Annotated in this window: 23 protein-coding genes and 2 tRNA genes; 15 read left to right on the forward strand and 10 right to left on the reverse strand. The window is 72.0% G+C overall.

The annotated features are described in order from the left end of the window. Window positions 1-127 precede the first annotated feature (127 nt). Together cimA and IRX98_RS10680 are read left to right on the forward strand one after the other, a co-directional pair. Window positions 128-1,720, forward strand: a complete 1,593-nt coding sequence (gene cimA, locus IRX98_RS10675; RefSeq protein WP_224276567.1) for a citramalate synthase — start codon at window positions 128-130, stop codon at window positions 1,718-1,720. Between the two features lie 19 nt (window positions 1,721-1,739). Further along, complete coding sequence (locus IRX98_RS10680; RefSeq protein WP_224276569.1) at window positions 1,740-2,099, forward strand: DUF6264 family protein; 360 nt, start codon at window positions 1,740-1,742, stop codon at window positions 2,097-2,099. Between the two features lie 9 nt (window positions 2,100-2,108). On the opposite strand, the gene IRX98_RS10685 is transcribed toward IRX98_RS10680, so the two are convergent. Beyond that, window positions 2,109-2,696: a TetR/AcrR family transcriptional regulator gene (locus tag IRX98_RS10685; RefSeq protein ID WP_224276571.1), complete on the reverse strand. Its 588-nt coding sequence runs from the start codon at window positions 2,694-2,696 to the stop codon at window positions 2,109-2,111. Window positions 2,697-2,767: 71 nt separating this feature from the next. Between IRX98_RS10685 and IRX98_RS10690 the strand changes: the two genes are divergently transcribed. Together IRX98_RS10690 and IRX98_RS10695 are read left to right on the forward strand one after the other, a co-directional pair. After that, window positions 2,768-3,322: an NAD(P)H-dependent oxidoreductase gene (locus tag IRX98_RS10690; protein ID WP_224276573.1), complete on the forward strand. Its 555-nt coding sequence runs from the start codon at window positions 2,768-2,770 to the stop codon at window positions 3,320-3,322. Window positions 3,323-3,383: 61 nt separating this feature from the next. Beyond that, entirely contained in the window at window positions 3,384-4,790 is a 1,407-nt protein-coding gene (locus IRX98_RS10695) for an amidase (RefSeq protein WP_224276575.1), read from the forward strand. A 129-nt stretch (window positions 4,791-4,919) separates the two neighbouring features. On the opposite strand, the gene IRX98_RS10700 is transcribed toward IRX98_RS10695, so the two are convergent. From IRX98_RS10700 to IRX98_RS10710, 3 genes are read right to left on the reverse strand one after another with little or no spacing between them, the layout of a single operon-like run. Beyond that, a complete protein-coding gene (locus tag IRX98_RS10700) occupies window positions 4,920-5,531 on the reverse strand; it encodes a CbiQ family ECF transporter T component (protein ID WP_224276576.1) in 612 nt (203 codons plus the stop codon). 7 nt (window positions 5,532-5,538) lie between these two features. Beyond that, entirely contained in the window at window positions 5,539-6,237 is a 699-nt protein-coding gene (locus tag IRX98_RS10705) for an energy-coupling factor ABC transporter ATP-binding protein (RefSeq protein WP_224276577.1), read from the reverse strand. Window positions 6,238-6,243: 6 nt separating this feature from the next. Further along, a complete protein-coding gene (locus IRX98_RS10710; RefSeq protein WP_224276578.1) occupies window positions 6,244-6,852 on the reverse strand; it encodes a biotin transporter BioY in 609 nt (202 codons plus the stop codon). 99 nt (window positions 6,853-6,951) lie between these two features. Here IRX98_RS10710 and IRX98_RS10715 point away from each other — a divergent pair, with 99 nt between their 5' ends. Beyond that, window positions 6,952-7,503, forward strand: a complete 552-nt coding sequence (locus IRX98_RS10715) for a TetR family transcriptional regulator (RefSeq protein ID WP_224276579.1) — start codon at window positions 6,952-6,954, stop codon at window positions 7,501-7,503. A gap of 7 nt (window positions 7,504-7,510) precedes the next feature. On the opposite strand, the gene IRX98_RS10720 is transcribed toward IRX98_RS10715, so the two are convergent. Then, window positions 7,511-8,119 (reverse strand): pentapeptide repeat-containing protein, encoded by a 609-nt coding sequence (locus tag IRX98_RS10720; RefSeq protein WP_224276580.1) that lies wholly within the window; start codon window positions 8,117-8,119, stop codon window positions 7,511-7,513. A gap of 42 nt (window positions 8,120-8,161) precedes the next feature. Here IRX98_RS10720 and IRX98_RS10725 point away from each other — a divergent pair, with 42 nt between their 5' ends. Together IRX98_RS10725 and IRX98_RS10730 are read left to right on the forward strand one after the other, a co-directional pair. Continuing rightward, a complete protein-coding gene (locus IRX98_RS10725) occupies window positions 8,162-8,803 on the forward strand; it encodes a sulfotransferase family protein (RefSeq protein WP_224276581.1) in 642 nt (213 codons plus the stop codon). A 69-nt stretch (window positions 8,804-8,872) separates the two neighbouring features. Further along, complete coding sequence (locus IRX98_RS10730) at window positions 8,873-9,283, forward strand: hypothetical protein (protein WP_224276582.1); 411 nt, start codon at window positions 8,873-8,875, stop codon at window positions 9,281-9,283. Here the strand turns inward: IRX98_RS10730 and IRX98_RS10735 are convergent. Then, the gene (locus IRX98_RS10735; RefSeq protein ID WP_224276584.1) at window positions 9,280-10,146 is read right to left on the reverse strand and encodes a 3-methyladenine DNA glycosylase; all 867 of its coding nucleotides are present in this window, start codon (window positions 10,144-10,146) and stop codon (window positions 9,280-9,282) included. The genes IRX98_RS10730 and IRX98_RS10735 overlap by 4 nt on opposite strands. Before the next feature lie 101 nt (window positions 10,147-10,247). Between IRX98_RS10735 and IRX98_RS10740 the strand changes: the two genes are divergently transcribed. From IRX98_RS10740 to IRX98_RS10765, 6 genes are all read left to right on the forward strand, one after another. Next, a complete protein-coding gene (locus IRX98_RS10740) occupies window positions 10,248-11,060 on the forward strand; it encodes a fumarylacetoacetate hydrolase family protein (protein ID WP_224276586.1) in 813 nt (270 codons plus the stop codon). 6 nt (window positions 11,061-11,066) lie between these two features. Beyond that, on the forward strand, window positions 11,067-12,533 hold the full coding sequence (gltX, locus tag IRX98_RS10745) for a glutamate--tRNA ligase (RefSeq protein ID WP_224276588.1): 1,467 nt from the start codon (window positions 11,067-11,069) through the stop codon (window positions 12,531-12,533). 7 nt (window positions 12,534-12,540) lie between these two features. Continuing rightward, window positions 12,541-13,542, forward strand: a complete 1,002-nt coding sequence (locus IRX98_RS10750; RefSeq protein ID WP_224276590.1) for a CPBP family intramembrane glutamic endopeptidase — start codon at window positions 12,541-12,543, stop codon at window positions 13,540-13,542. A gap of 72 nt (window positions 13,543-13,614) precedes the next feature. Next, window positions 13,615-13,686, forward strand: a tRNA-Gln gene (locus tag IRX98_RS10755). 86 nt (window positions 13,687-13,772) lie between these two features. After that, window positions 13,773-13,848: transfer RNA gene (locus IRX98_RS10760), tRNA-Glu, on the forward strand. 113 nt (window positions 13,849-13,961) lie between these two features. Further along, window positions 13,962-14,375, forward strand: coding sequence for a hypothetical protein (locus IRX98_RS10765; RefSeq protein WP_224276592.1), 414 nt, complete (start codon window positions 13,962-13,964; stop codon window positions 14,373-14,375). 79 nt (window positions 14,376-14,454) lie between these two features. On the opposite strand, the gene IRX98_RS10770 is transcribed toward IRX98_RS10765, so the two are convergent. The 4 genes from IRX98_RS10770 to IRX98_RS10785 are packed head-to-tail and all read right to left on the reverse strand — an operon-like array spanning window position 14,455 to window position 17,904. Continuing rightward, window positions 14,455-14,862 carry a universal stress protein gene (locus tag IRX98_RS10770; protein WP_224276594.1) on the reverse strand — a complete coding sequence of 136 codons (408 nt, stop codon included), beginning with the start codon at window positions 14,860-14,862 and terminating at the stop codon, window positions 14,455-14,457. Then, window positions 14,859-16,403 (reverse strand): tripartite tricarboxylate transporter permease, encoded by a 1,545-nt coding sequence (locus tag IRX98_RS10775; protein WP_224276595.1) that lies wholly within the window; start codon window positions 16,401-16,403, stop codon window positions 14,859-14,861. The genes IRX98_RS10770 and IRX98_RS10775 overlap by 4 nt, the downstream gene beginning before the upstream one ends. Next, complete coding sequence (locus tag IRX98_RS10780) at window positions 16,403-16,936, reverse strand: tripartite tricarboxylate transporter TctB family protein (RefSeq protein WP_224276596.1); 534 nt, start codon at window positions 16,934-16,936, stop codon at window positions 16,403-16,405. The genes IRX98_RS10775 and IRX98_RS10780 overlap by 1 nt, the downstream gene beginning before the upstream one ends. Further along, window positions 16,933-17,904, reverse strand: coding sequence for a Bug family tripartite tricarboxylate transporter substrate binding protein (locus tag IRX98_RS10785; RefSeq protein ID WP_224276597.1), 972 nt, complete (start codon window positions 17,902-17,904; stop codon window positions 16,933-16,935). The genes IRX98_RS10780 and IRX98_RS10785 overlap by 4 nt, the downstream gene beginning before the upstream one ends. A 139-nt stretch (window positions 17,905-18,043) precedes the next feature. On the opposite strand from IRX98_RS10785, the gene IRX98_RS10790 reads away from it, so the two are divergent. Continuing rightward, on the forward strand, window positions 18,044-19,666 hold the full coding sequence (locus tag IRX98_RS10790) for a sensor histidine kinase (protein ID WP_224276598.1): 1,623 nt from the start codon (window positions 18,044-18,046) through the stop codon (window positions 19,664-19,666). Then, window positions 19,663-20,337 (forward strand): response regulator, encoded by a 675-nt coding sequence (locus tag IRX98_RS10795; RefSeq protein ID WP_224276599.1) that lies wholly within the window; start codon window positions 19,663-19,665, stop codon window positions 20,335-20,337. Before IRX98_RS10790 ends, IRX98_RS10795 begins: the two co-directional genes overlap by 4 nt. Window positions 20,338-20,377: the final 40 nt, after the last annotated feature.

Here is a 20,377-nt window from a genome sequence, read left to right on the forward strand (position 1 = left end):
TCCCTCGTGAGCACCAGCACGACCATCATTTCCTAGCGCGACGGGACACCCCGTCGCGCCGACCTCCTGCACCCCAGGAGGTCTTTTTGTTTCCCGAGCACGCAGCAGCCCGACCGAGAGAAGACCGATGGACCTCCACGGCGCGTTCCACGTCTACGACACCACCCTGCGCGACGGCGCCCAGCAGGAGGGACTCAACCTCTCGGTCGCCGACAAGCTGGGCATCGCCCGGCAGCTCGACGACCTCGGCGTGGGCTACATCGAGGGCGGCTGGCCGGGCGCCAACCCCAAGGACACCGAGTTCTTCCGCCGCGCCGCAGCCGAGCTCGACCTGCGGCACGCGCGGCTCGCCGCCTTCGGCGCGACCCGTCGCGCGGGCGTACGCGCCGCCGACGACCCGCTCGTCGCCGCGCTGCGCGACAGCGGCGCCGGGGTGGTCACGCTGGTCGCGAAGTCGCACGACCGCCACGTCGAGCTCGCGCTGCGCACCACGCTCGAGGAGAACCTCGCGATGGTGCGCGACACCGTGACCCACCTGCGCGAGGAGGGGCAGACGGTGTTCCTCGACGCCGAGCACTTCTTCGACGGCTACCGCGGCAACCGGGCGTACGCCCTCGAGGTGCTGCGCACCGCCGCCGAGGCCGGCGCGGAGGTGGTGGCGCTCTGCGACACCAACGGCGGCATGCTGCCCGACTGGGTCTCCGACGTGGTGCTCGACGTGATCGAGACGACCGGTGCGCGCGTGGGCATCCACGCCCACAACGACAGCGGCTGCGCGGTCGCCAACTCACTGGCCGCGGTCGCCGCCGGTGCGACGCACGTGCAGGGCTGCATCAACGGCTACGGCGAGCGCACCGGCAACGCCGACCTCGTCACCGTCGTGGCCAACCTCGAGCTCAAGCTGGACCGCCGCGTCCTGCCCCAGGGCCTGCTGCGCGAGGCGACCCGCATCGCCCACGCCGTCGCGGAGGTCACCAACGTCCCGCCGGCCTCGCGCCAGCCGTACGTCGGCACGTCGGCCTTCGCGCACAAGGCCGGGCTGCACGCCAGCGCGATCAAGGTCGACCCCAACCTCTACCAGCACATGGACCCGGTCGGTGTGGGCAACGACATGCGCCTGCTCGTCTCCGACATGGCCGGTCGTGCGTCCATCGAGCTCAAGGGCAGGGAGCTCGGCTACGACCTCTCCGACGGCTCGCCCCGCATGAAGGAGCTCGTCACCCGCGTGACGGCCCGCGTCAAGGAGATGGAGCAGAACGGGCACACCTTCGAGGCCGCCGACGCGTCCTTCGAGCTGCTGCTCGCCGAGGAGGTCGAGGGCGCGCGGCCGTCGTACTTCGACGTCGAGTCGTGGCGCGTCATCACCGAGACCCGCACCGACGGCGAGGCCATCTCCGAGGCGACGGTGAAGCTGCGTGCCGAGGACGTGAGGTACGTCGTCACGGGCGAGGGCAACGGTCCGGTCAACGCGCTCGACGCGGCCCTGCGCGAGGCCATCGGGCAGGCGTTCCCCGAGGTCGCCAAGTTCGAGCTGATCGACTACAAGGTGCGCATCCTCGACCAGGGCCACGGCACGGACGCGATCACGCGCGTGCTCATCGAGACCACCGACGGCGAGTCCTCGTGGGTGACCGTCGGCGTGGGAGCCAACGTCATCGAGGCGTCCTGGGGCGCGCTCGTCGACGGACTGACCTTCGGGCTGCGTCGCCACCACCGCTGAATGACCTAGGGTCGCGGACGTGACCGAACAGACGACGTACGCCGACGAGGCACCCGCGGTCGCGCCCGTCGACCGCGTCGTCACCGTCCTGCTCCTCGTCGGTCTCGCGGTGCTCGTGCCGATCTCGGGCTTCATGGGCCTGCTCACCTCGATGGCCTCCGACGGCTGCATGGCGAACGCCTGCAACGCCGACCTGATGTCGGTGGGGATCTTCACCTCGGCGCTCTCGCCTGCGGTGGTCTTCCTCGTGGCGCTCGCGTGGGTGGTCAAGCGGTGGCGCCGCGGTCGCTCGACGTGGTGGATCCCGCTCGTCGCAGTGGTGGCAGGCGTCGTCGTCTGGTTCGGTGGCGCGCTGATCACCTTCAGCGCCGTCGGCTGAGGCGGGGCCTCAGCCCACCACGCGCCGGACCAGGTCGTCCCAGCCGGCCTCGATGCGCTCGAGCGAGATGTCGTCGGCCTGCTGTTGCTCGACGACCACGACGTCGAGCGGGGCCAGGAGTGCGATCGAGAGCAGGAGCAGGTCGCCGCTGACCCCGAGCTCGCCGAGCAGGTGGCGCACGTGCATCACCGCGAAGGACGCCGCCGCCCGCGAGCGCGCCGAGCTCGACCCGGTCGCGGCCTTGATGAGCGCGGCGTGGGTGACGTTGGTGCGCAACCGGGAGTGACCGAAGGCCAGCAGCCGTTCCAGCGGCGGAGCGCCCGGTCCGAGCGGCGGAGGACCGGAGATCACGCTCGCCTGCCACGCGGTCTCGGACTCGTTGAGCAGGGCCGCCATCAGGCCCTCGCGGGTCTCGAAGCGCCGGAAGACGGTGCCCTTGCCGACGCCCGCCTCGGAGGCGACCGTCTCCATCGTCACGCAGTCGACCCCCCGTGCCTGCACCAGGCGCAGCGCCGCTGCGAGGATGGCCTCGCGGTTGCGCGCGGCGTCGGCCCGCTCGGGAGCGGGCTCGCCGGCCATGGGGAGCAGTCGGGTCACACGCGCCAGCCTAGGTGGAGCAATCCCGCAGCCGGCGGAATAGAAGCGGACCGCGGTCCGTTTAGGCGGTCATGACCACTGACAAGCAGACCCGCGTCGCCGTCCTCCTGGGCTCCACCCGCGCCGGGAGCCTCAACCGCCGCATCGCCGAGCACCTGCGCGACCACGCGCCCGCCGGCGTGACCGTCGACGTCGTCGAGGGCCTCGACGCCGTCCCGTTCTACAACGAGGAGATCGACGGCGAGACCGCTCCGGCCAGCGCCACCGCGCTGCGCGAGTCGGTCGCATCCGCCGACCGCGTCCTCGCCGTCACCCCGGAGTACAACGGCACCATGCCCGCGGTGCTCAACAACGCCATCGACTGGCTCTCGCGCCCCTACGGCCAGGGTGCCATCGTCGGCAAGCCCTTCGCGGCCATCGGCGCCACCCCCACGCCGTACGGCGGCAAGTGGTCGCACGAGCACGCCCGCCACTCCGCCACCATCGCCGGCGCGGTCGTCGTCGAGGGCATCGTCGTCGACGAGTCGGCCGTCGCGGGCGACCCGCTGGAGGACGAGGCCGCCGTGCAGCGCTTCCGCGGTGCGCTCGACGCGCTCGTCGCGCACGAGGTCGAGGTCGCAGCCTGACGTCCCCGGGTCTCGATACGCTCGTCCCTCGCTACTCGACCACCGAAAGCGAGGGGCGCACGTGCTCCACGACCTGACTGCGCTCGAGCAGGGCGACGCCGTGCGCAACGGTGACGTGTCGCCACTCGAGCTGGTCGAGCACTACGCCCGGCGTGCCTCTGATCCCGTTCGTGGGGCCGTGGGTGCGTTCACCACGACCACCCACGACCAGGCACGCGAGCACGCCCGCCGACTGATGACGGCGGGACGCCCCACGGACGCAGGTCCGCTCTGGGGCGTCCCGACCGGCATCAAGGACCTCCACCCCACCGCGGGGGTGCGCACCACCTTCGGCTCGGCGGCGTACGACGACTTCGTGCCCGACGCGTCCGACGACCTCGTCCTCACCGTCGAGGCCGCCGGGATGCCGAGCCTGGGCAAGACGAGCACGCCGGAGTTCGGGTCGCCCTGCTACACCGAGCCCGACGTCGCCCCGCCGTCCGTGACGCCGTGGGACACCTCCCGCACCGCCGGTGGCTCGTCGGGCGGGGCCGCCGCCGCGGTCGCCGCCGGCCTGCTGCCGGTCGCGCCCGGCTCCGACGGCGGCGGGTCGATCCGGATCCCGGCCTCGTGCTGCGGGCTGGTCGGGCTCAAGCCCTCACGCGGGCGGATCAGCGGCGCACCCCGCTACGGCGACCCGGTCGGGCTCGCCACGCCCGGCACGCTCGCCCGCACCGTCCGCGACGCCGCCGCGCTGCTCGACGTGCTGGCCGGCCGGCGGGTGGGCGACCCCTTCTGGGCGCCACCGCCCAGCGGCACGTTCCTCGAGGCCTGCGACCGGGAGCCGGGCCGCCTGCGCGTCGCCCGCTTCGTCGCCCCCGTCATCGCGGACGTCGAGGTGCATCCCGCGTCGGTGACCGCGTGGGACGACGCCTCCCGGCTGCTCGAGCGCCTCGGCCACGACGTCGAGGACGTCCCCGTGCCGATCCCGCACGACGCGGTCGCCGACTTCGAGACCTGCTGGGCGGTGCTCACCGCCCTGTCCGCCGCACCTCCCGGACGCGAGGACCGGCTGCGTCCGCTGACCCGCTGGCTCTCCGCGCGGGGCCACGCCGTCAGCGGCCCGGAGTTCGGCCTGGCCATCGGCCGGCTGCGCCAGCATGCCGCTGCGGCGCTCGCTGCGCTGGCGGCGTACGACGTCGTCCTCACGCCCACCCTCGCGAGCCCGCCCGTGCTCGTGGGGGCGCTGCGCGACGACGCCGACCCCGAGCGCGACTTCGAGGCGCAGAAGGCCTTCACCCCGTGGACCAGCGCGTGGAACGTCACCGGCATGCCGGCGGTCTCACTGCCGCTGCACTGGACCGCCGACGGCCTCCCGGTCGGCGTGATGCTGGCGGCCCGTCCGGCCGAGGAGGAACTGCTGGTCTCGGTCGCCGCGCAGGTCGAGGCCACGGCGCCGTGGGTGGACAGGCGTCCGCCGGGCTGGTGAGGTGCCGTCCCGGTGCATTTCCACGCGTACGAGTGGAAGTTCCGGCCAGGATCCCGGCGTCCACGCTCGACCCAAGATGAAGATCCACGCGCACGAGTGGAAGTCCATCGCGACCTGCGGGCAGGACCCTCAGTCGTCGCCGATCCCGCGCGCGTGCAGCGCGTCGCCCGACTCGTGGGCGCGGGCGACGACCCGGATGACGAAGGGGGAGAGGTACGCCCGGGGGTTGCGGTCGAGGCCGCGTGCCCGCGCCGCGTCGCGGGTCTCCCGCGCGATCGCGATCGTGCCCGGCAGGGCCCCGATCGTCAGCGCGACGGTCAGCGCCACGCGGTCGGGGTCGACCCCGAGGACCCGCAGCGGTCGCGCCCACCGGGCGAGGGCGTCGACCATCTCGTTGACCTCGGTGGTGGCGGTCAGCGCCAGCGCGGCCAGGCCCAGGCTGAGCAGGTCGAGGAAGGTCTCCGCGGCCTTGGCGCCGCCGTACCACCACCACTGCAGGAGGCCCGCGACCACCGCGATCACCAGCACGCCCCGCGCCGCGCGCCACACCGACCGCAGCGGCACCCGGGCGAGCGCCGCGAGCAGCAGCGTGACGACCAGGAATAGCGGGGCGGCACGGACGTCGCGCACCACGACGATGGCCAGGCTCAGTGCCGCCAGCCCGAGGACCTTGGCGCCCACGGGGAGGCGGTGCAGGACGGTGTCGCCCGGCTGGTGCAGCCCGGCCATGAGGTCCGTCATGAGGTGCTCATCGGTCGACCAGGCCGGTGTAGTGCGCGATGGAGTCGGACGGTGGGCCGTCGGCGACCACGCGCGCCGCGTCGACCACGAGCACCCGGTCGCAGCGCGCCGCGAGGTCGAGGTCGTGGGTGACGAGCACGAGCTGCTGGTCGAGGCCGAAGAGGGTGTCGCCGACCCGGCGGGTGTTGGCGCGGTCGAGCAGCGTGGTCGGCTCGTCGGCGACGACGACCGTCGGCTCGAGGGCGAGCACGCCGGCGAGGGCCAGGAGCTGGCGCTGGCCGCCGGAGAGCGAGTGCACCGAGTCGTGCGCATGGTCGGCCAGGCCGTTGGCGGTGAGCACCTCCATTGCTCGCGCGCGCCGCGTCGACCCGTCGGCGACGCGGCGGCGCAGCGAGAGCTCGATGTCCTCCACGCACGTCGGCATCACCAGCTGGGCGGCCGGGTCGGTGAAGCAGAAGCCCACCAGACGTCGTACGGCCGCGCCCTCGCGCACCACGTCACGGCCCCCGACGCTCACCCGGCCCGAGGTGGGCCGGACCAGTCCGTTGAGCAGTCGCGCGAGCGTCGACTTGCCCGAGCCGTTGGCGCCGATCACCCCGATCCGACGCTCGGTGAGCGTCAACGTCGTGGGCGCGAGCACCTCGCGCTCGCCGCGACCCGGCAGAGGGACCCGGACGCTGGCCTCGTCGAGCTCGATCGTGGGCAAGGACGTTCAGCCGCGCTGCAGCAGCTGCGGGAAGGCGCGGTGCACCTCGGCGGCGATCATCGCCACGAGCGACGTCTTCACCACGTCGCCCAGCCAGAACGGCATGTCCCACGCAGCGGCCTCGAGGAACGAGACGTCGAAGTGCAGCATCATCCCGAGGATCCCGAGCGGGTGGATCACCAGGATGCTCGCGGCGATGGAGCACGCGAAGACGACCAGCGCGCGCGTACGCCGCTCGCGGGCGACGTGGGCCACCAGGAACCCGCCGAGCGCCGCGGCGATCGGGAACGACAGCAGGTAGCCGCCGCTCGGGCCGGTGAAGACGCCGATGCCCGAGGAGTGCTCGGCGAAGACCGGCAGGCCGACCGCGCCGAGCGCGAGGTAGAGGGTGACGGCCGAGAAGCCGCGGACCGGGCCCAGGATGCAGCCGGCCAGCATGACCGTCAGGGTCTGCAGGGTGATCGGCACGCCGGCGCTGCCGACCGGGATCGCTCCGACGTAGGCGCTGGCGCTGATGAGCGCGGCGAACGCGGCGACCAGGGCGATGTCGCGCGTCGGCGACGAGGACCCGCCGGTGGTGTCGGGGCGGGTCTCGGGCTGGGTGGTGGCAGTCATCGGGGGGTCCTTGCTGAGCGCTGCGGGCAACCTGAACGGTGTTCAGGTTAGAGTGGCGGCGAAGCCAGCGTCAACGTCGTCCGAGGACCGGGAGGGTGCGTGGCCCACCACCGCAGCGACGTGCTCGCCCACGCCGTCACGCTGCTCGACACCCACGGCCTCTCGGCGCTGACGATGCGCCGCCTCGGCGCCGAGCTCGGCGTCCAGCCGAGCGCGATCTACCACCACTTCGCCAGCAAGCAGGCCCTGCTCGCCGCGGTCGCCGACGAGATCCTCGCGCGCGGGGCACGACCGCGGCAGGCGGTGGCGTGGCCCGACCGCCTGCGCGAGGTGTGCGCCGAGTTGCGCCACGCGATGCTCGCCGTGACCGACGGCGCCGACGTCGTGGCCACCGTGTGGGCCTTCGGGCTCGGCGCCGCCGCACCGGTGACGGAGATGGAGGAGGTCCTCGCCGACGCCGAGGTGCCCGACGAGCTGGTCGCCGTCGCGTCGCGCACGCTCGTCCACTACGTCTTCGGCCACGCCTTCGAGGAGCAGACCGCGCGGCAGGCGGTGAGCCTCGGCGCGGTCGAGCGCTCGCTGGAGTCGCTGCCCGACTTCGACCTCGGGCTCGACCTCGTCATCGACGGCCTGCGGGCGCGCCTGTCCTGAGCCGGGCTCAGGTGGAGGTGTCCACGTCCGCCCCGTGCAGCTCGGCCAGCAGCACCGCGCCCGCGAGGTCGAGGTGGGTCCGCTTCAGCACCGCGGACGCGAGGTCCACGCCGTCGAGGCTCGCGCCCCGCAGGTCGGTGCGGTCCAGCACGGACTGCCGCAGCAGCGCGCGGTCGAGCCGCGCCCGGGCCAGCGAGGTGAGGGTGAGGTCCGACATCGAGAGGTCGGCCTCGCGGAGGTCGACCCCGGCGAGGTCGAGCCGGGAGAGGTTGGTGCCGCGGATCGTCACCCCGAGCCACGAGCCGCCGATGACCGTGAGCGGTCGCATCGTGCACTCGGAGAAGGTGCTGCCGACCAGCTTGCAGCCGTCGAGCGTGGTGTCGAAGAACGACGTACGCCGGAAGTCGCAGCCCACGAACGCGGTGGCGGTGTGGGTGGAGGCGTTGAAGCGACCGCCGTGGAAGGTGCACCGCTCGAAGACCGCCCCGGAGGTGGTGGCCTCGGACAGGTCGACGTCGGTGAAGGTGCACTCGACGAACCGCGCGGCGCCGAGGTCGTCGCCCCACCAGTCCTCGCCGCGGAAGTGGGTGCCTGTCGATGTCTGGGCCTCGGTCACGGCAGCCACCGTATCCGCGGCCGGACGGATAGGGTTCTGCCCGTGATCGCGTCCCACCAGCACCGCTTCATCTTCCTCAAGACCCGCAAGACCGCGGGCACGAGCGTGGAGATCGCGTTGTCGAAGGTGTGCGGGCCCGACGACATCATCACCGAGATCAGCCCCGAGGACGAGGCGCTGCGCGCCGCCGCCGGGGGCCGTGCGCCGCAGAACTTCGCGTCGCCGCCGCTGCCGCGCAAGGCGTACAACCACATGGGCGCCAAGGCCACCCGCGACCTGGTCGGGGCGCAGGCCTTCGACGACTACTACACCTTCGCGATCGAGCGGAACCCGTGGGACGCGGTGGTCTCGCTCTACTTCTGGAAGTACAAGGACCGCCCCGAGCTGCCGGACTTCGAGGCCTACGTCCAGGAGATCTGGATCGAGCAGCTCGCCAACAACCGCCGCCTCTACCGCATCCGCGGCCAGATGGTGCTCGACCGGGTCCTGCGCTACGAGAACCTCGACGCCGAGCTCGGCGAGGTCTGGGACCAGCTCGGCCTGCCGGGGGAGCCTGACCTGCCGCGCGCGAAGGGCAACGCCCGCCCCGCCGGGCACTACCGCGAGCTCTACTCCGACGCCTCGCGCCAGCGGGTCGCCGACGTCTTCGCCGACACGATCGAGGCCTTCGGCTACGAGTTCTGACCCGCTCCTGGGTCGAGGCCGCCCCACCGCCGGGGCCGGGGGACGTCGCGGGCACCTAGAGTCCGCACCATGACTCCGTCCGCCAGGCCGCAGGGGCTCACGACGTGGGCCGTCCTCGCAGCGATCGCCCTGCTCTTCGCCGCGGCCACCCCGCTCGTGCTGGCACTCGACTCCCGCATCGACCGGACCCGGCCCATGCACCACGACCGGGTCGAGATGCTGTGGCTGCAGCACCTGGCCGTGCAGACGACCGGAGGTTCCGTGCCGGTCGAGCTGTCCGACGACGAGTCGGTGGAGCTCGCGGGCGAGACGTTCACGCCCTCGGAGGGGGTGAGCGTCGAGGTGCGTGCGGACGAGCCGACGCGTCCCTGCGTCCGCACCAGCAACGAGCACGGCGACGTCACCGAGTGGGCCTGCCTCGACCCGGCCGCCCCGCCGGCCGACCCGGACCCCGAGGACCCGGACCTGGGCGTCGGTTAGCCGCCCGCGCGGTCCGCCGCGGCGAGCAGGCGCTCGCACTCGGCGACCAGTCGCGCCCGCAGCGGCGCGCCGCGCTCGGCGAGCCCGCGCTGCGCCTCGACGTACGCCGCCTTGCCCTCGGCCGTCTCGATCCGCACGGGCTCGAAGCCGAGGTCGGCTAGGTCGTACGGCGCCGCGCGCATGTCGAGCACCCGGATGTCGCGGGCCAGCTCGAAGCAGTCGGCGACCAGGTCGCTGCCGATCATCGGCGAGAGCCGGAAGGCGTGCTTGTAGAGGTCCATCCCGGCGTGGAGGCAGCCCGGCTGCTCGAAGGCCGGCCGGTCGTCGCGGCCGGGCTGGAGGGTGTTGAGGCCGCGCGCCGACGGGGTGAAGAAGCGGAAGGCGTCGAAGTGCGAGCAGCCGATCCGGTGTGACTCCACGACGGCGTCGGTGCCCTCCTGGCCGAGCCGCAGCGGCCAGTCGTGGCGGGTGCCGTACTCCGCGGCGCGGTGCACCATCGCCCACTCGTGCAGGCCGAAGCAGCCGAGCTGCGGCGCCCGGGCGGCAGTGGCCGACAGCAGGGTGTGCAGCTGGGTGAGCAGCGAGCGCTGCGAGACGACGTACGCGTCGAGGACCGCGACCGGGTCGGCTCCGTAGCCCTTGAGGCCTGCGTGGTCCGGGGCGTCCTCGAGCGCGACGCCGAAGCCCGGGTGCCAGCGGCGCAGCTGGGCGGGGCGGTGGGAGTAGTAGGTGAAGAGGAAGTCGTGGACGGGGTGCTTGACCTGCTCCGAGCGCCGGGCGAGGTGCGGCTCGACGAACGCGTCGACGCGCGCCGCGTGGGCGTCGGCCAGGGGACGCCACTCGGTCGCGGGAAGCACCTTCACCGGCCCGAGGGTAGTGGCGCCACCGCCACGGCCCACCCTCGACGACGTCGATCGTCCGTCTCGATGCGCTGCGGCGCGCGGCCGCTCGATAGGCTCGGTGCATGCGCATCTGTCGGTTCAGCACGGGCGAGGAGCCGCGGTTCGGCGTCGTCACGGGGGAGGTCGACGAGTTCGGCCAGCCTGCCGAGGACTCCGTCGTCGTCGCCCTCGCCGGCGACCCCCTCTACGTCGGGATCAAGGTGCTCGAGGAGCAGTACGCGCTCAGCGACGTACGCCTCCTCGCGCCGATCATCCCGCGCAGCAAGGTGGTCGGGATCGGCAAGAACTACGCCGCCCACGCAGCCGAGATGGGCGGGGAGGTGCCGGCCGAGCCGCTGATGTTCCTCAAGCCCAACACCACCGTCGTCGGGCCCGGCGACCCGATCCAGTACCCGTCGCAGACCAGCGACCTCCACTACGAGGGCGAGCTCGCCGTCGTCATCGGGCGCATCTGCCGCGACGTCCCGGTCGAGCAGGCCACCGACGTGATCTTCGGCTACACGATCGCCAACGACGTGACCGCACGCGACCTGCAGAAGTCGGACGGGCAGTTCACCCGCGCCAAGGGCTTCGACTCCTTCTGCCCGCTGGGGCCGTGGATCGAGACCGACCTCGACCCGCAGGACTTCGTCGACGGTCGTGCCGTGCAGACCTTCCTCAACGGCGACGTGGTCCAGGACGGCACCACCGCCGACATGATCTTCGACGTGCCCGCGCTGGTCGCCCACGTCTCGTCGGTGATGACGCTGCTGCCCGGCGACGTCATCCTCACCGGCACCCCCGAGGGTGTCGGCCCCATGCAGGTCGGTGACGAGGTCGAGATCTCGATCGCCGGCATCGGCGCCCTGACCAACACCGTCTCCAAGAGGAACTGACACCCCATGACGAGCCCCGTCCGCGTCCGCTTCTGTCCCTCGCCCACCGGGTCGCCGCACGTCGGCCTCGTGCGCACCGCCCTGTTCAACTGGGCCTTCGCGCGCCACCACGGCGGGTCGATCGTCTTCCGGATGGAGGACACCGACAAGGAGCGCAGCACCCAGGAGTCGTACGACGCCATCGTCGAGCTGTGGCGCTGGCTCGGCCTCGACTGGGACGAGGGCATCGAGGTCGGCGGTCCGCACGGCCCCTACAAGCAGAGCGAGCGCGGCGACATCTACCGCGACGTGCTCGCGCAGCTGCGCGACTCGTCCTACTCCTACGACTGCTTCTGCACGAACGACGAGGTCACCGCCCGCCGGCAGGCGTCGGGCTCGAAGATGCAGGGCTACGACGGCTTCTGCCGCGACCTGTCCGCCGAGCAGTGCGCCGCCTTCGAGGCCGAGGGTCGTGCGCCGATCGTGCGGTTCCGGATGCCCGACGGCTCGATCACCTGGACCGACGCGGTCCGCGGCGACATCACCTTCGAGACCGAGAACGTCCCCGACTTCGCGCTCTCGCGCGCCAACGGGGACCCGCTCTACACGCTGGTCAACCCGATCGACGACGCGCTGATGGAGATCACCCACGTCCTGCGCGGCGAGGACCTGCTCTCCAGCACCCCGCGCCAGCTGGCGCTCTTCGAGGCGCTGGTCGCCCTCGGCGTCGCCAAGGAGGTGCCCGTCTACGGCCACCTGCCCTACGTCATGGGCCAGGGCAACAAGAAGCTCTCCAAGCGCGACCCCGAGGCGCACGCGCTGGCCTACCGCGAGCAGGGGTTCCTGCCCGAAGGCCTGCTCAACTACCTCGCACTGCTCGGCTGGGCGATCTCCGGCGACCGTGACGTCTTCTCGATGGCGGAGATGGTGGAGGCGTTCGACATCAAGGACGTCAACCCCAATCCCGCCCGCTTCGACCTCAAGAAGGCCGAGGCGATCAACACCGCCCAGATGCGGCTGCTTCCGCTCGACGACATCACCCACCGGGTGCTGCCGTTCCTCAAGGACGCCGGCGTCGTCGGGGACCCGGTCAACGACGCCGACACGCAGCTGCTGGAGCTGGCGATGCCGCTCGTGGGCGAGCGCATCAACAAGCTCACCGAGGCCGCTCCGATGCTGGGCTTCCTCTTCGTCGACGAGGCCGACTTCGGGCGCGACCCCGACGACGTCGCCAAGCTGCTCGACGAGACCGGCCGCGGCGTCGTCCGGGCGGCGTACGACGCCCTCTCGGGGCTGCACGAGTGGTCGACCGCCGCCATCGAGGAGGCGCTGCGCGTGGCGCTGATCGAGGGCATGGAGCTCAAGCCTCGGGTGGCCTTCGGGCCGGTGCGGGTGGCGGTGTCCGGCAAGCGCATCAGCCCGCCGCTGTTCGAGTCGATGGAGCTGCTCGGCCGCGAGCGCAGCCTGTCGCGGCTGCAGTCCGCGCTGGCGTGACGACGTCATGACCACTGAGCTCGCGCCCGACTTCCGGCCGCGCTACCACGAGCTCCACCGCGTCGGGCGCGGCGGCTGGTGGCGCTCCCTGGTCGGGTCCGCGGTGCTCCTGGTGATGGTCTTCGGGATCGTGCCGGCCGTGCTCGGCCTGGTCGCGCTGGTGGCCCTGATCGCTGGTGGCACCAGCGTCGAGGACGCCGGGTCCCTGCTCGACGTCACCCAGGGGGTCACGCCGATGGGCCTGGCGGTGCTCAACCTCCTGCTCGGCTCGGCCATCGCGTCCAGCTGGCTCGTGCTGTGGCTCTTCCACCGGCTCAAGCCGCGCTGGCTCTCGTCGGTGGCGCCGCGCCTGCGCTGGCGCTTCCTGCTGGCCTGCCTGCCGCTCTCGGTGGTCGCCCTGGTGGCCAGCCTGGGTGTGGCGCTGTTCCTGCCGGTGGCGGACGGCGCCGAGCCCGTGGGGGCGGTCAACGACTTCACGACCACCACCCGCGACTTCCTGCTGGTGATCGCCCTGCTCACGCCCCTGCAGGCAGCGGGGGAGGAGTACGTCTTCCGCGGCTACCTCACCCAGGCGTTCGGCTCGCTGCTGCGGTGGCGGCGAGTGTCGCTCGTGCTGGCGGTGGTCGTCCCGTCGCTGCTCTTCGCCCTCGCACACGGCGTCGGGCAGAGCGCCCCGGTCTTCTTCGACCGGTTCGCCTTCGGCGTGGTGGCGGGCATCCTCGTCATCCGCACCGGTGGCCTCGAGGCGGCCATCGCGATGCACGTGCTCAACAACTTCCTCGCCTACGGCATGGCGCTGGCGTTCGGCGACATGACCGAGGCGCTCAACGCGACGGGGCCGGCGAGCCCCTGGATGATCGTGTCCACGCTGGTCCAGTCGCTGGTCTACCTCGGGCTCGCCTCGTGGGTCGCGAAGGCGATGGGCCTGGTCGACGTCGGGCCGCCGGTCGGGGGAGTGCCCGCCCGTGCGGAGGACCCCGTTTTGGAGGGCTCGCCCCCGCGCGTGTAACGTTCGGGATCGGTTCCGCAAGGAACTGCGTGGTGGTCGGGATGATCGCAAGCGATCGACTCGATACCCCCATGGGGTATGGTGTAATTGGCAACACGGCTGGTTCTGGTCCAGTTGTTCTAGGTTCGAGTCCTAGTACCCCAGCGAATTCGGACCGCAAGGCCCGGATTTGGAGCGGGACATCATCTTCGATAATGTTCTCTCCGCCGCTCAGTGAGCGGCATCTGCAAGCCCCCGTCGTCTAGCGGCCTAGGACGTCGCCCTCTCACGGCGGTAACGCCGGTTCAAATCCGGTCGGGGGTACCAACGCAGAACGAAGGGCCCGGTCTTCGGACCGGGCCCTTCGTCGTTGGTCGACCTTCCTCCGCGCTGCCGCCCTGGTCCCGCGCTTCGCCCGAAGCACCGCCTACGTTGGCCCCGTGACCCAAGAGACGAACCCCACCGCGCCAGCCCGACTGCGACTGGGCATCGCCGTCGCCGTCGTCGCGTCGATCGCGCTGCTCGCCCTGGCGGTGACCGTCGCCCTCGTCGGTGGCCGCGACCCGGAGGTCGCGGGATCGTTCGTCCTGACCTTCCTGGCGTTGCTGCTGCTCTCCGGGGCGGCGATCGGGGTGGCACGGCTGAGCCACGGCGACGACCCCGAGACGGTCGACGTGGCCGCGGGGAGGGCCACGACGAGGCGGCTGTTCGGTGCGATCGCACTCCTCGGTGGCGTGCTCACAGCGTTGCTCGCGATCCTGACGCCCTTCCCGCACGTGCTCGCCGCGGCCATCCCGCTCGTCATGGTGGTCGTGCTGGCCCGCGGGGCGCTCGCGCGCACGGAGCCCGGCTGAGGTCGTCGGCACACCGAGGACGCACGAACGAAGGGCCCGGTCACCAGACCGCCCCTTCGACGTCGCGCAGCAGGAGCGATCAGTGCGGAGGCTTGACCGCCAGCACCGCGCACTCGGCACCGAGCAGGATGCGTTGCGCCACGCTGCCCATGAGCAGCTTGCCCACCGGCGAGCGACGGCGCAGGCCGATGACGATCAGGTCGGCGGACACGTCGCCGGCGACGGCGAGCACCTGGTCGCCGACGTCGGCGCCCATCGAGCGGCGTACGTCGACCTCGACGCCGCTCGCGGCCAGCTCGGTCGCCAGTCGGGCGAGCTGGTCCTCGTCGGCGTAGCGGTCGTCGACGAGCGCGTCTCCGCGGGTGGCGTTGACGACCACGACCCTGCCCTGGCGCAGCCTCGCCTCCTCGACGGCCCGCGCCAGCGCGGCCTCCCCGAACTCGTCGGGGGACCAGCCCACCACGATCACGGTCGCACGGTCGTTCATCGCACCTTCTCCTCTTCGTCGACGGACAGGTCCAGGTCCTGCGCCACGGCGGCGGGTGCCGGCCGGACGGAGCGGACCACGATCGGCGCGATCACGAGGAGCGCCACGATCACGTAGATCACCACGGCCAGCGGCTCGCTCCACAGTGCCGAGACGTCACCGCCGGAGATCGCCATCGCCTCGCGCAGCCGGAACTCCATGAGTGGGCCGAGGATGACACCGAGGATCAGGGGCAGCACCGGGAGGCCGAAGCGCCGCATCAGCAGCCCGAGCAGGCCCAGCACGAGCAGCAGGAACAGGTCGAACGCCTCGAGGTTGCTGGCGTAGGCGCCGAGCGTGGCGAAGAACAGGATGCCTGCGTAGAGCTGGGGCCGCGGGATGCGCAGCAGCTTGGCCCACACGGGGGCGAGCGGCAGGTTGAGCACCAGCAGCAGCAGGTTGCCCACCAGGAGGCTGGCCAGCAGGGCCCACACGAGCTCGGGCTGGTCGGTCATCAGGCTCGGGCCGGGCTCGATCCCGTAGCCCTGGAAGGCGGCCAGCATGACGGCGGAGGTCGCCGTCACCGGCAGGCCGAGGGCGAGCAGCGGCACGAACGTGCCGGCGGCCGAGGCGTTGTTGGCCGCCTCGGGTCCCGCGACGCCCTCGATCGCCCCTCGGCCGAACTCGTCCTGGCCGCGACGGCCGGCGAGCCTCTTCTCGGTGATGTAGGACAGGAAGGTCGGGATCTCCGCTCCACCCGCGGGGATCGCGCCGAAGGGGAAGCCGAACGCAGTCCCGCGGAGCCAGGGCCCCCACGAGCGCTTGAGGTCGGTGCCGCTGAGCCACGGCTGTCCGACCGGGATGATCCGCACCGGGCTGCGGCGCAGGTGGGCAGCGACCCAGAAGGCCTCGCCGAGTGCGAAGATCGCCACGGCCACGACGACGACGTCGATGCGTCCCGCGAGCAGCGGCTGGTCGAAGCTGAGCCGCGTCTGACCGGTGTTGAGGTCGAGCCCGACGAGGCCGATGGTGAGGCCGAGGAACAGGGCGATGAAGCCGCGCAGCGGCGAGCCACCGAGCACGCTGGTCACCGAGACCATCGCCAGCACCATGAGGGCGAAGTAGGACGGGGCGCCGATCTCGACCGCCACCGACGCGAGCGCCGGAGCGAAGAAGGCGACCAGCATGGTGCCGATCGTGCCGGCGATGAAGGATCCGATGGCGGCGGTGGCCAGGGCTTGCGAGGCACGCCCCGCCTTGGCCATGAGGTTGCCCTCGAGTGCCGTCATCACGGAGGCCGACTCACCCGGGGTGTTGAGCAGGATCGCGGTGGTCGAGCCGCCGTACATGCCGCCGTAGTAGATGCCGGCGAACATGATGAACGCCGGGATCGGGTCCAGGCCGTAGGTGACGGGCAGCAGCAGCGCGACCGCCATGGCCGGGCCGATGCCCGGCAGGACGCCGACGAAGGTGCCGAGCAGCACGCCGATCGCGGCGAAGAGCAGGTTCTGCGGGGTGAGGATCGAGCCGAAGCCGTCCATCAACAGGTTGAGGCTGTCCATCAGAGCACCCCGTCCAGGATCCCGGCGGGTAGGATGACACCCAGCACCTCGTGGAAGAAGTACCAGCTGCTCACCGACAGGACGAGCCCGACGATGACGTCACGCACCAGCGTGCGGCTGCCGAGGGACCAGGCGGAGCCGACGAAGAGCACGGCCCCGCTGAGGGCCCAGCCCACGAACGAGATGGTCAGCACCGTGAAGAGCAGGACGCCGACCAGCTTGAGGACGGTGACCCAGTCAGCGGGCTGGCGCAGGTCGATGTCCTCGCCGCCCTCGGCCTGGGGGACGTCGCCGCGGAAGGTGGCGACGACGAGCAGCAGCCCGAGCAGCACCGTGACCGCGCCGATGACGTAGGGGAACAGGCGCGGGCCGACCGGGTCACCGAAGCCGATCCGGAGGGTCGTGGCCTCGTAGAAGGTGTAGGCGCCGACCACGACGAGCATCGCGGCGAGGCCGAGCTGCGCCATGTCGCGGTCCGGGGGCGTGTGCTCCGCGGACGTGCGAGCGTCAGGGGTTTCCAGTGATGTGCTCACAGCAGGTCCAGCTCCTCGAGGGTGGTGGCGACGCGCTCGTCCTGCTCCTGCAGGAACGTCGTGAAGTCGTCGCCGGTCTTGAACTCGTCGATCCAGCCGTTGTCCTCGAGGGCCTGTTGCCACTCGGGGGTCTCGTGCATCTCCTCGAGCATCGCGATCAGCTCTTCTCGACGCTCGTCGCTGATGCCGGGGGGCGCGAAGACGCCACGCCAGTTGGTGAAGACCAGGTCGATGCCCGACTCGGTGAGGGTCGGGGCGTCGCTGATGCCCGCGCCCTTCAGCCGCTCCTCGCCGGACACGGCGAGCAGCCGCAGCTCCCCGGAGGACAGCTGTCCGGTGAACTCGCCGACGCCGGAGAAGCCGACATCGATCTTGCTGCCGAGCAGCGCGCTGGTGAGCGGGCCGCCGCCGTCGTACACGACGTAGCGCACGTCGCGGGCGTCGATGCCGACCGCCGTGGCGAGCTGCATCGGGAAGAGGTGGTCGGGACCACCGGGCGAGGATCCGCCGCCGACGACGATGGACGACGGGTCGTCCTGCCAGGCCTTCACCAGGTCCTCGATGGACTGGTAGGGCGAGTCGGCCGGGACCAGCACGCCCTCCTGGTCCTCGATGAGCTGCGCGAGCGGCGTGGCGTCGTCGAGCTTGTAGGGGGCGCCGAAGGAGTAGAGCGAGCCGACGACGCCGAGCCCGGCGGTCATCATGGTGCGCTCGTCGCCCTCGGCGTTCATCAGCCGGGTCATCGCGACGGAACCGCCGGCGCCGATGACGTTGGTGACCTCGAAGGAGCCGCCGGTGATGTCGTCGTTCTCCATCACCGCGATCGCGGCCCGGCCGGTCTGGTCGTAGCCGCCGCCGGGGCTGTTGGGGATCAGCATCGTCATGTCGTTGCTCGCCGCACCGCGGGTGACCCCGCAGCCGGTGGCGAGCAGCAGCGCGCTGCTGAGGGCCACGACGGTGGCGACCACCCGCCTCGTCCTTCGGCGCATCATGTGCACTCCGATCTCTCAGGTCTCTCGGGCCGGTCCCGGCAGGGGCCGACCCGTCGATGGTGGAGACTGCGTGTGGTGCTCGTCACGCTTGGGAAAGCAATGGAGGTTGTGGAACTTGTGGTCACGCTCGCGGCTGTGGCCGGCGACCCTCGCCGGCCAGTTCCTCGTGCTGCAGCTGACGGTGTTGCTCGTGGTCGTCGCCGTCGCGAGCGTCGTGTCGGTGCAGCAGAGCGACGCCGACTTCCGTGACACCCGCGGGGCGGCGCTGCGGGAGGACGCCGAGAACCTCGCCAACACCAAGATCGTGCGCCTCTCCTTCCGCACGGGCACGGTCGAGACCAACCGCTCCTCGCTCACGTCGTCGACCCAGCGCTTCCAGGCCAGCGGCGTCTACCTCACCGATCCCGATGGCGTGGTGCTGGTCAGCAGCGACTTCGACGGCCGCGGCCGCCGCATCGACCTGTCCGGCAGCACCGTGCAGCGGTTGCGTGCGTGGACCGGCGACGTCGACGACTTCGGTACGCCGTCGATCGCCGCGCAGGTGCCGATCATCAACCGCAAGCTCGAGCTGGTCGGCATCGCGATGGTGGCCGAGGAGTACCCGACGTGGGGCGAGCGCGCCCGCAGCATCCTGCCCGACCTGCTGACCTTCGCGGGCCTCGGGCTCGGCCTCGGGATGGCCGGCTCCTTCCTGCTCTCGCGCCTCATCCGGCGGCGTACGCGCGGCCTGGAGCCTGCCGACATCGCGGCGCTCGCCGACCAGCGCGAGGCACTCCTGCACTCCATCCGCGAGGGCGTGGTCGCCGTCGCGGACGACGGCACCATCACGGTGCTGAGCGACAGCGCGCGCGAGCTGATCGGACTCGAGGGCGACGTCGAGGGACTCCGGGTCGACGACCTGGCCCTCGACCCGGCGATCCGCGCGCTGCTCGCCGACGACGCCGAGATCCGCGACCACGTCGTGGTGATCGGTGACCGGGTCCTGGTGGTCAACCGCAACCCCGTGGTCGAGCGTGGCCGTCGCGTCGCGTCGGTGACCACGCTCCGCGACCGCACCGAGCTGCTCGCGCTGCAGAGCGAGCTCAGCGCGCGCCAGTCCATCACCAACACCCTGCGCGCGCAGACCCACGAGTTCCACAACCAGCTCCACACCATCTCCGGCCTGGTGCAGCTGGGGGAGTACGACGAGGTCTTGCGGCTCGTCGGCACCCTGAGCCGCCGTCGTGCCGAGATCTCCGACGCGGTGCTCGCCCACGTCGAGGATCCCGCCGTGGCTGCGCTGCTGATCGCCAAGACCAGCCTCGCCGCCGAGCGCGGGGTGGACCTCCGCGTCCGCAAGGACAGCGACCTGCCGCGTCTGGACCCGGAGTCCTCCACCGACGTCGGGACGGTCCTGGGGAACCTCGTCGACAACGCGGTGGACGCCTCGGTCTCGGTGGGCGGCGCGAGCGTCGAGGTCGCCCTGCTGCTCGGCGACGACGCGGTGCAGATCACGGTGGCCGACACCGGCCCCGGCGTCCCGGCGGACCAGGTCGGCGCGATCTTCGAGCGGGGCTGGAGCTCCAAGGCATCCACTGACGAGGGACGGGGTGTCGGGCTGGCGCTCGTGCAGGTCGTCTGCGAGCGTCGAGGAGGCGCGGTCACCGTCCGCGCCGGTGCCGACGGCACGGGCGCGGTCTTCGAGGCGGAACTGCCCGGGGCGCAGGCAGGGATCCGGACAGGCGTGGAGGCGACGTGAACGAGGTCGGCGTGCTGGTCGTCGACGACGACTTCATGGTCGCGCGCATCCACACCCAGTTCGTCGAGCGCACCTCCGGCTTCCGGGTCGTCGGGGTCGCCAGCAGCGGCCAGGCCGCGCTCGCCGACATCGCCCGGCTGCGGCCCGACCTCGTCCTGCTCGACGTGCACCTGCCCGACATGACCGGCATCGAGGTGCTGCGCCGCCTCCGCGCCGACGGCGACGACGTCGGCGTGCTCGTGGTCACTGCGGCCCGCGAGGCCGACACCGTGCGCGCGGCGGCGTCCGGGGGAGCGGTCCACTACCTCGTCAAGCCCTTCGACTACGACGACCTGCGGGTGCGCCTGGAGTCCTTCCGGTCCGCTTACCTGGCCCTGTCGGGGTCGGCCGCACCGGGGCAGCAGGACATCGACGCCGTCTTCGGGGTGGCCGCGCCCGCACCCGCGGCGACGCTGCCGAAGGGACTGAGCCCGCAGACGGCCGACCTGGTCGCGTCGGCGCTGGAGGAGGCCGGTGAGCTCTCCGCGGCCGAGTGCGCCGACGTCGTCGGCATCTCCCGGGTCTCGGCCCGGCGCTACCTCGAGCACTTCGTGGCCCGCGGGTCGGCGTCGGTGCGCCTGCAGTACGGCGGCGCCGGGCGTCCTGAGCGCCGCTACCGCCCCGGCGCCTGAGCGCAGACGGCCGTGTCCGATTTCCGCTGGTCTCTCATGC

The sequence above is a fragment of the Nocardioides lacusdianchii genome (assembly GCF_020102855.1).
Classification (GTDB): Bacteria; Actinomycetota; Actinomycetes; order Propionibacteriales; family Nocardioidaceae; genus Nocardioides; species Nocardioides lacusdianchii.

Bases quoted from the DNA above. Each gene is read 5' to 3' on its own strand.
- cimA (WP_224276567.1), top strand. From the start codon at position 128: ATGGACCTCCACGGCGCGTTCCACGTCTACGACACCACCCTGCGCGAC.
- IRX98_RS10690 (WP_224276573.1), top strand. From the start codon at position 2,768: ATGACCACTGACAAGCAGACCCGCGTCGCCGTCCTCCTGGGCTCCACC.
- IRX98_RS10700 (WP_224276576.1), bottom strand. From the start codon at position 5,531: ATGACGGACCTCATGGCCGGGCTGCACCAGCCGGGCGACACCGTCCTG.
- IRX98_RS10710 (WP_224276578.1), bottom strand. From the start codon at position 6,852: ATGACTGCCACCACCCAGCCCGAGACCCGCCCCGACACCACCGGCGGG.
- IRX98_RS10730 (WP_224276582.1), top strand. From the start codon at position 8,873: ATGACTCCGTCCGCCAGGCCGCAGGGGCTCACGACGTGGGCCGTCCTC.
- IRX98_RS10740 (WP_224276586.1), top strand. From the start codon at position 10,248: ATGCGCATCTGTCGGTTCAGCACGGGCGAGGAGCCGCGGTTCGGCGTC.
- gltX (WP_224276588.1), top strand. From the start codon at position 11,067: ATGACGAGCCCCGTCCGCGTCCGCTTCTGTCCCTCGCCCACCGGGTCG.
- IRX98_RS10750 (WP_224276590.1), top strand. From the start codon at position 12,541: ATGACCACTGAGCTCGCGCCCGACTTCCGGCCGCGCTACCACGAGCTC.
- IRX98_RS10770 (WP_224276594.1), bottom strand. From the start codon at position 14,862: ATGAACGACCGTGCGACCGTGATCGTGGTGGGCTGGTCCCCCGACGAG.
- IRX98_RS10775 (WP_224276595.1), bottom strand. From the start codon at position 16,403: ATGGACAGCCTCAACCTGTTGATGGACGGCTTCGGCTCGATCCTCACC.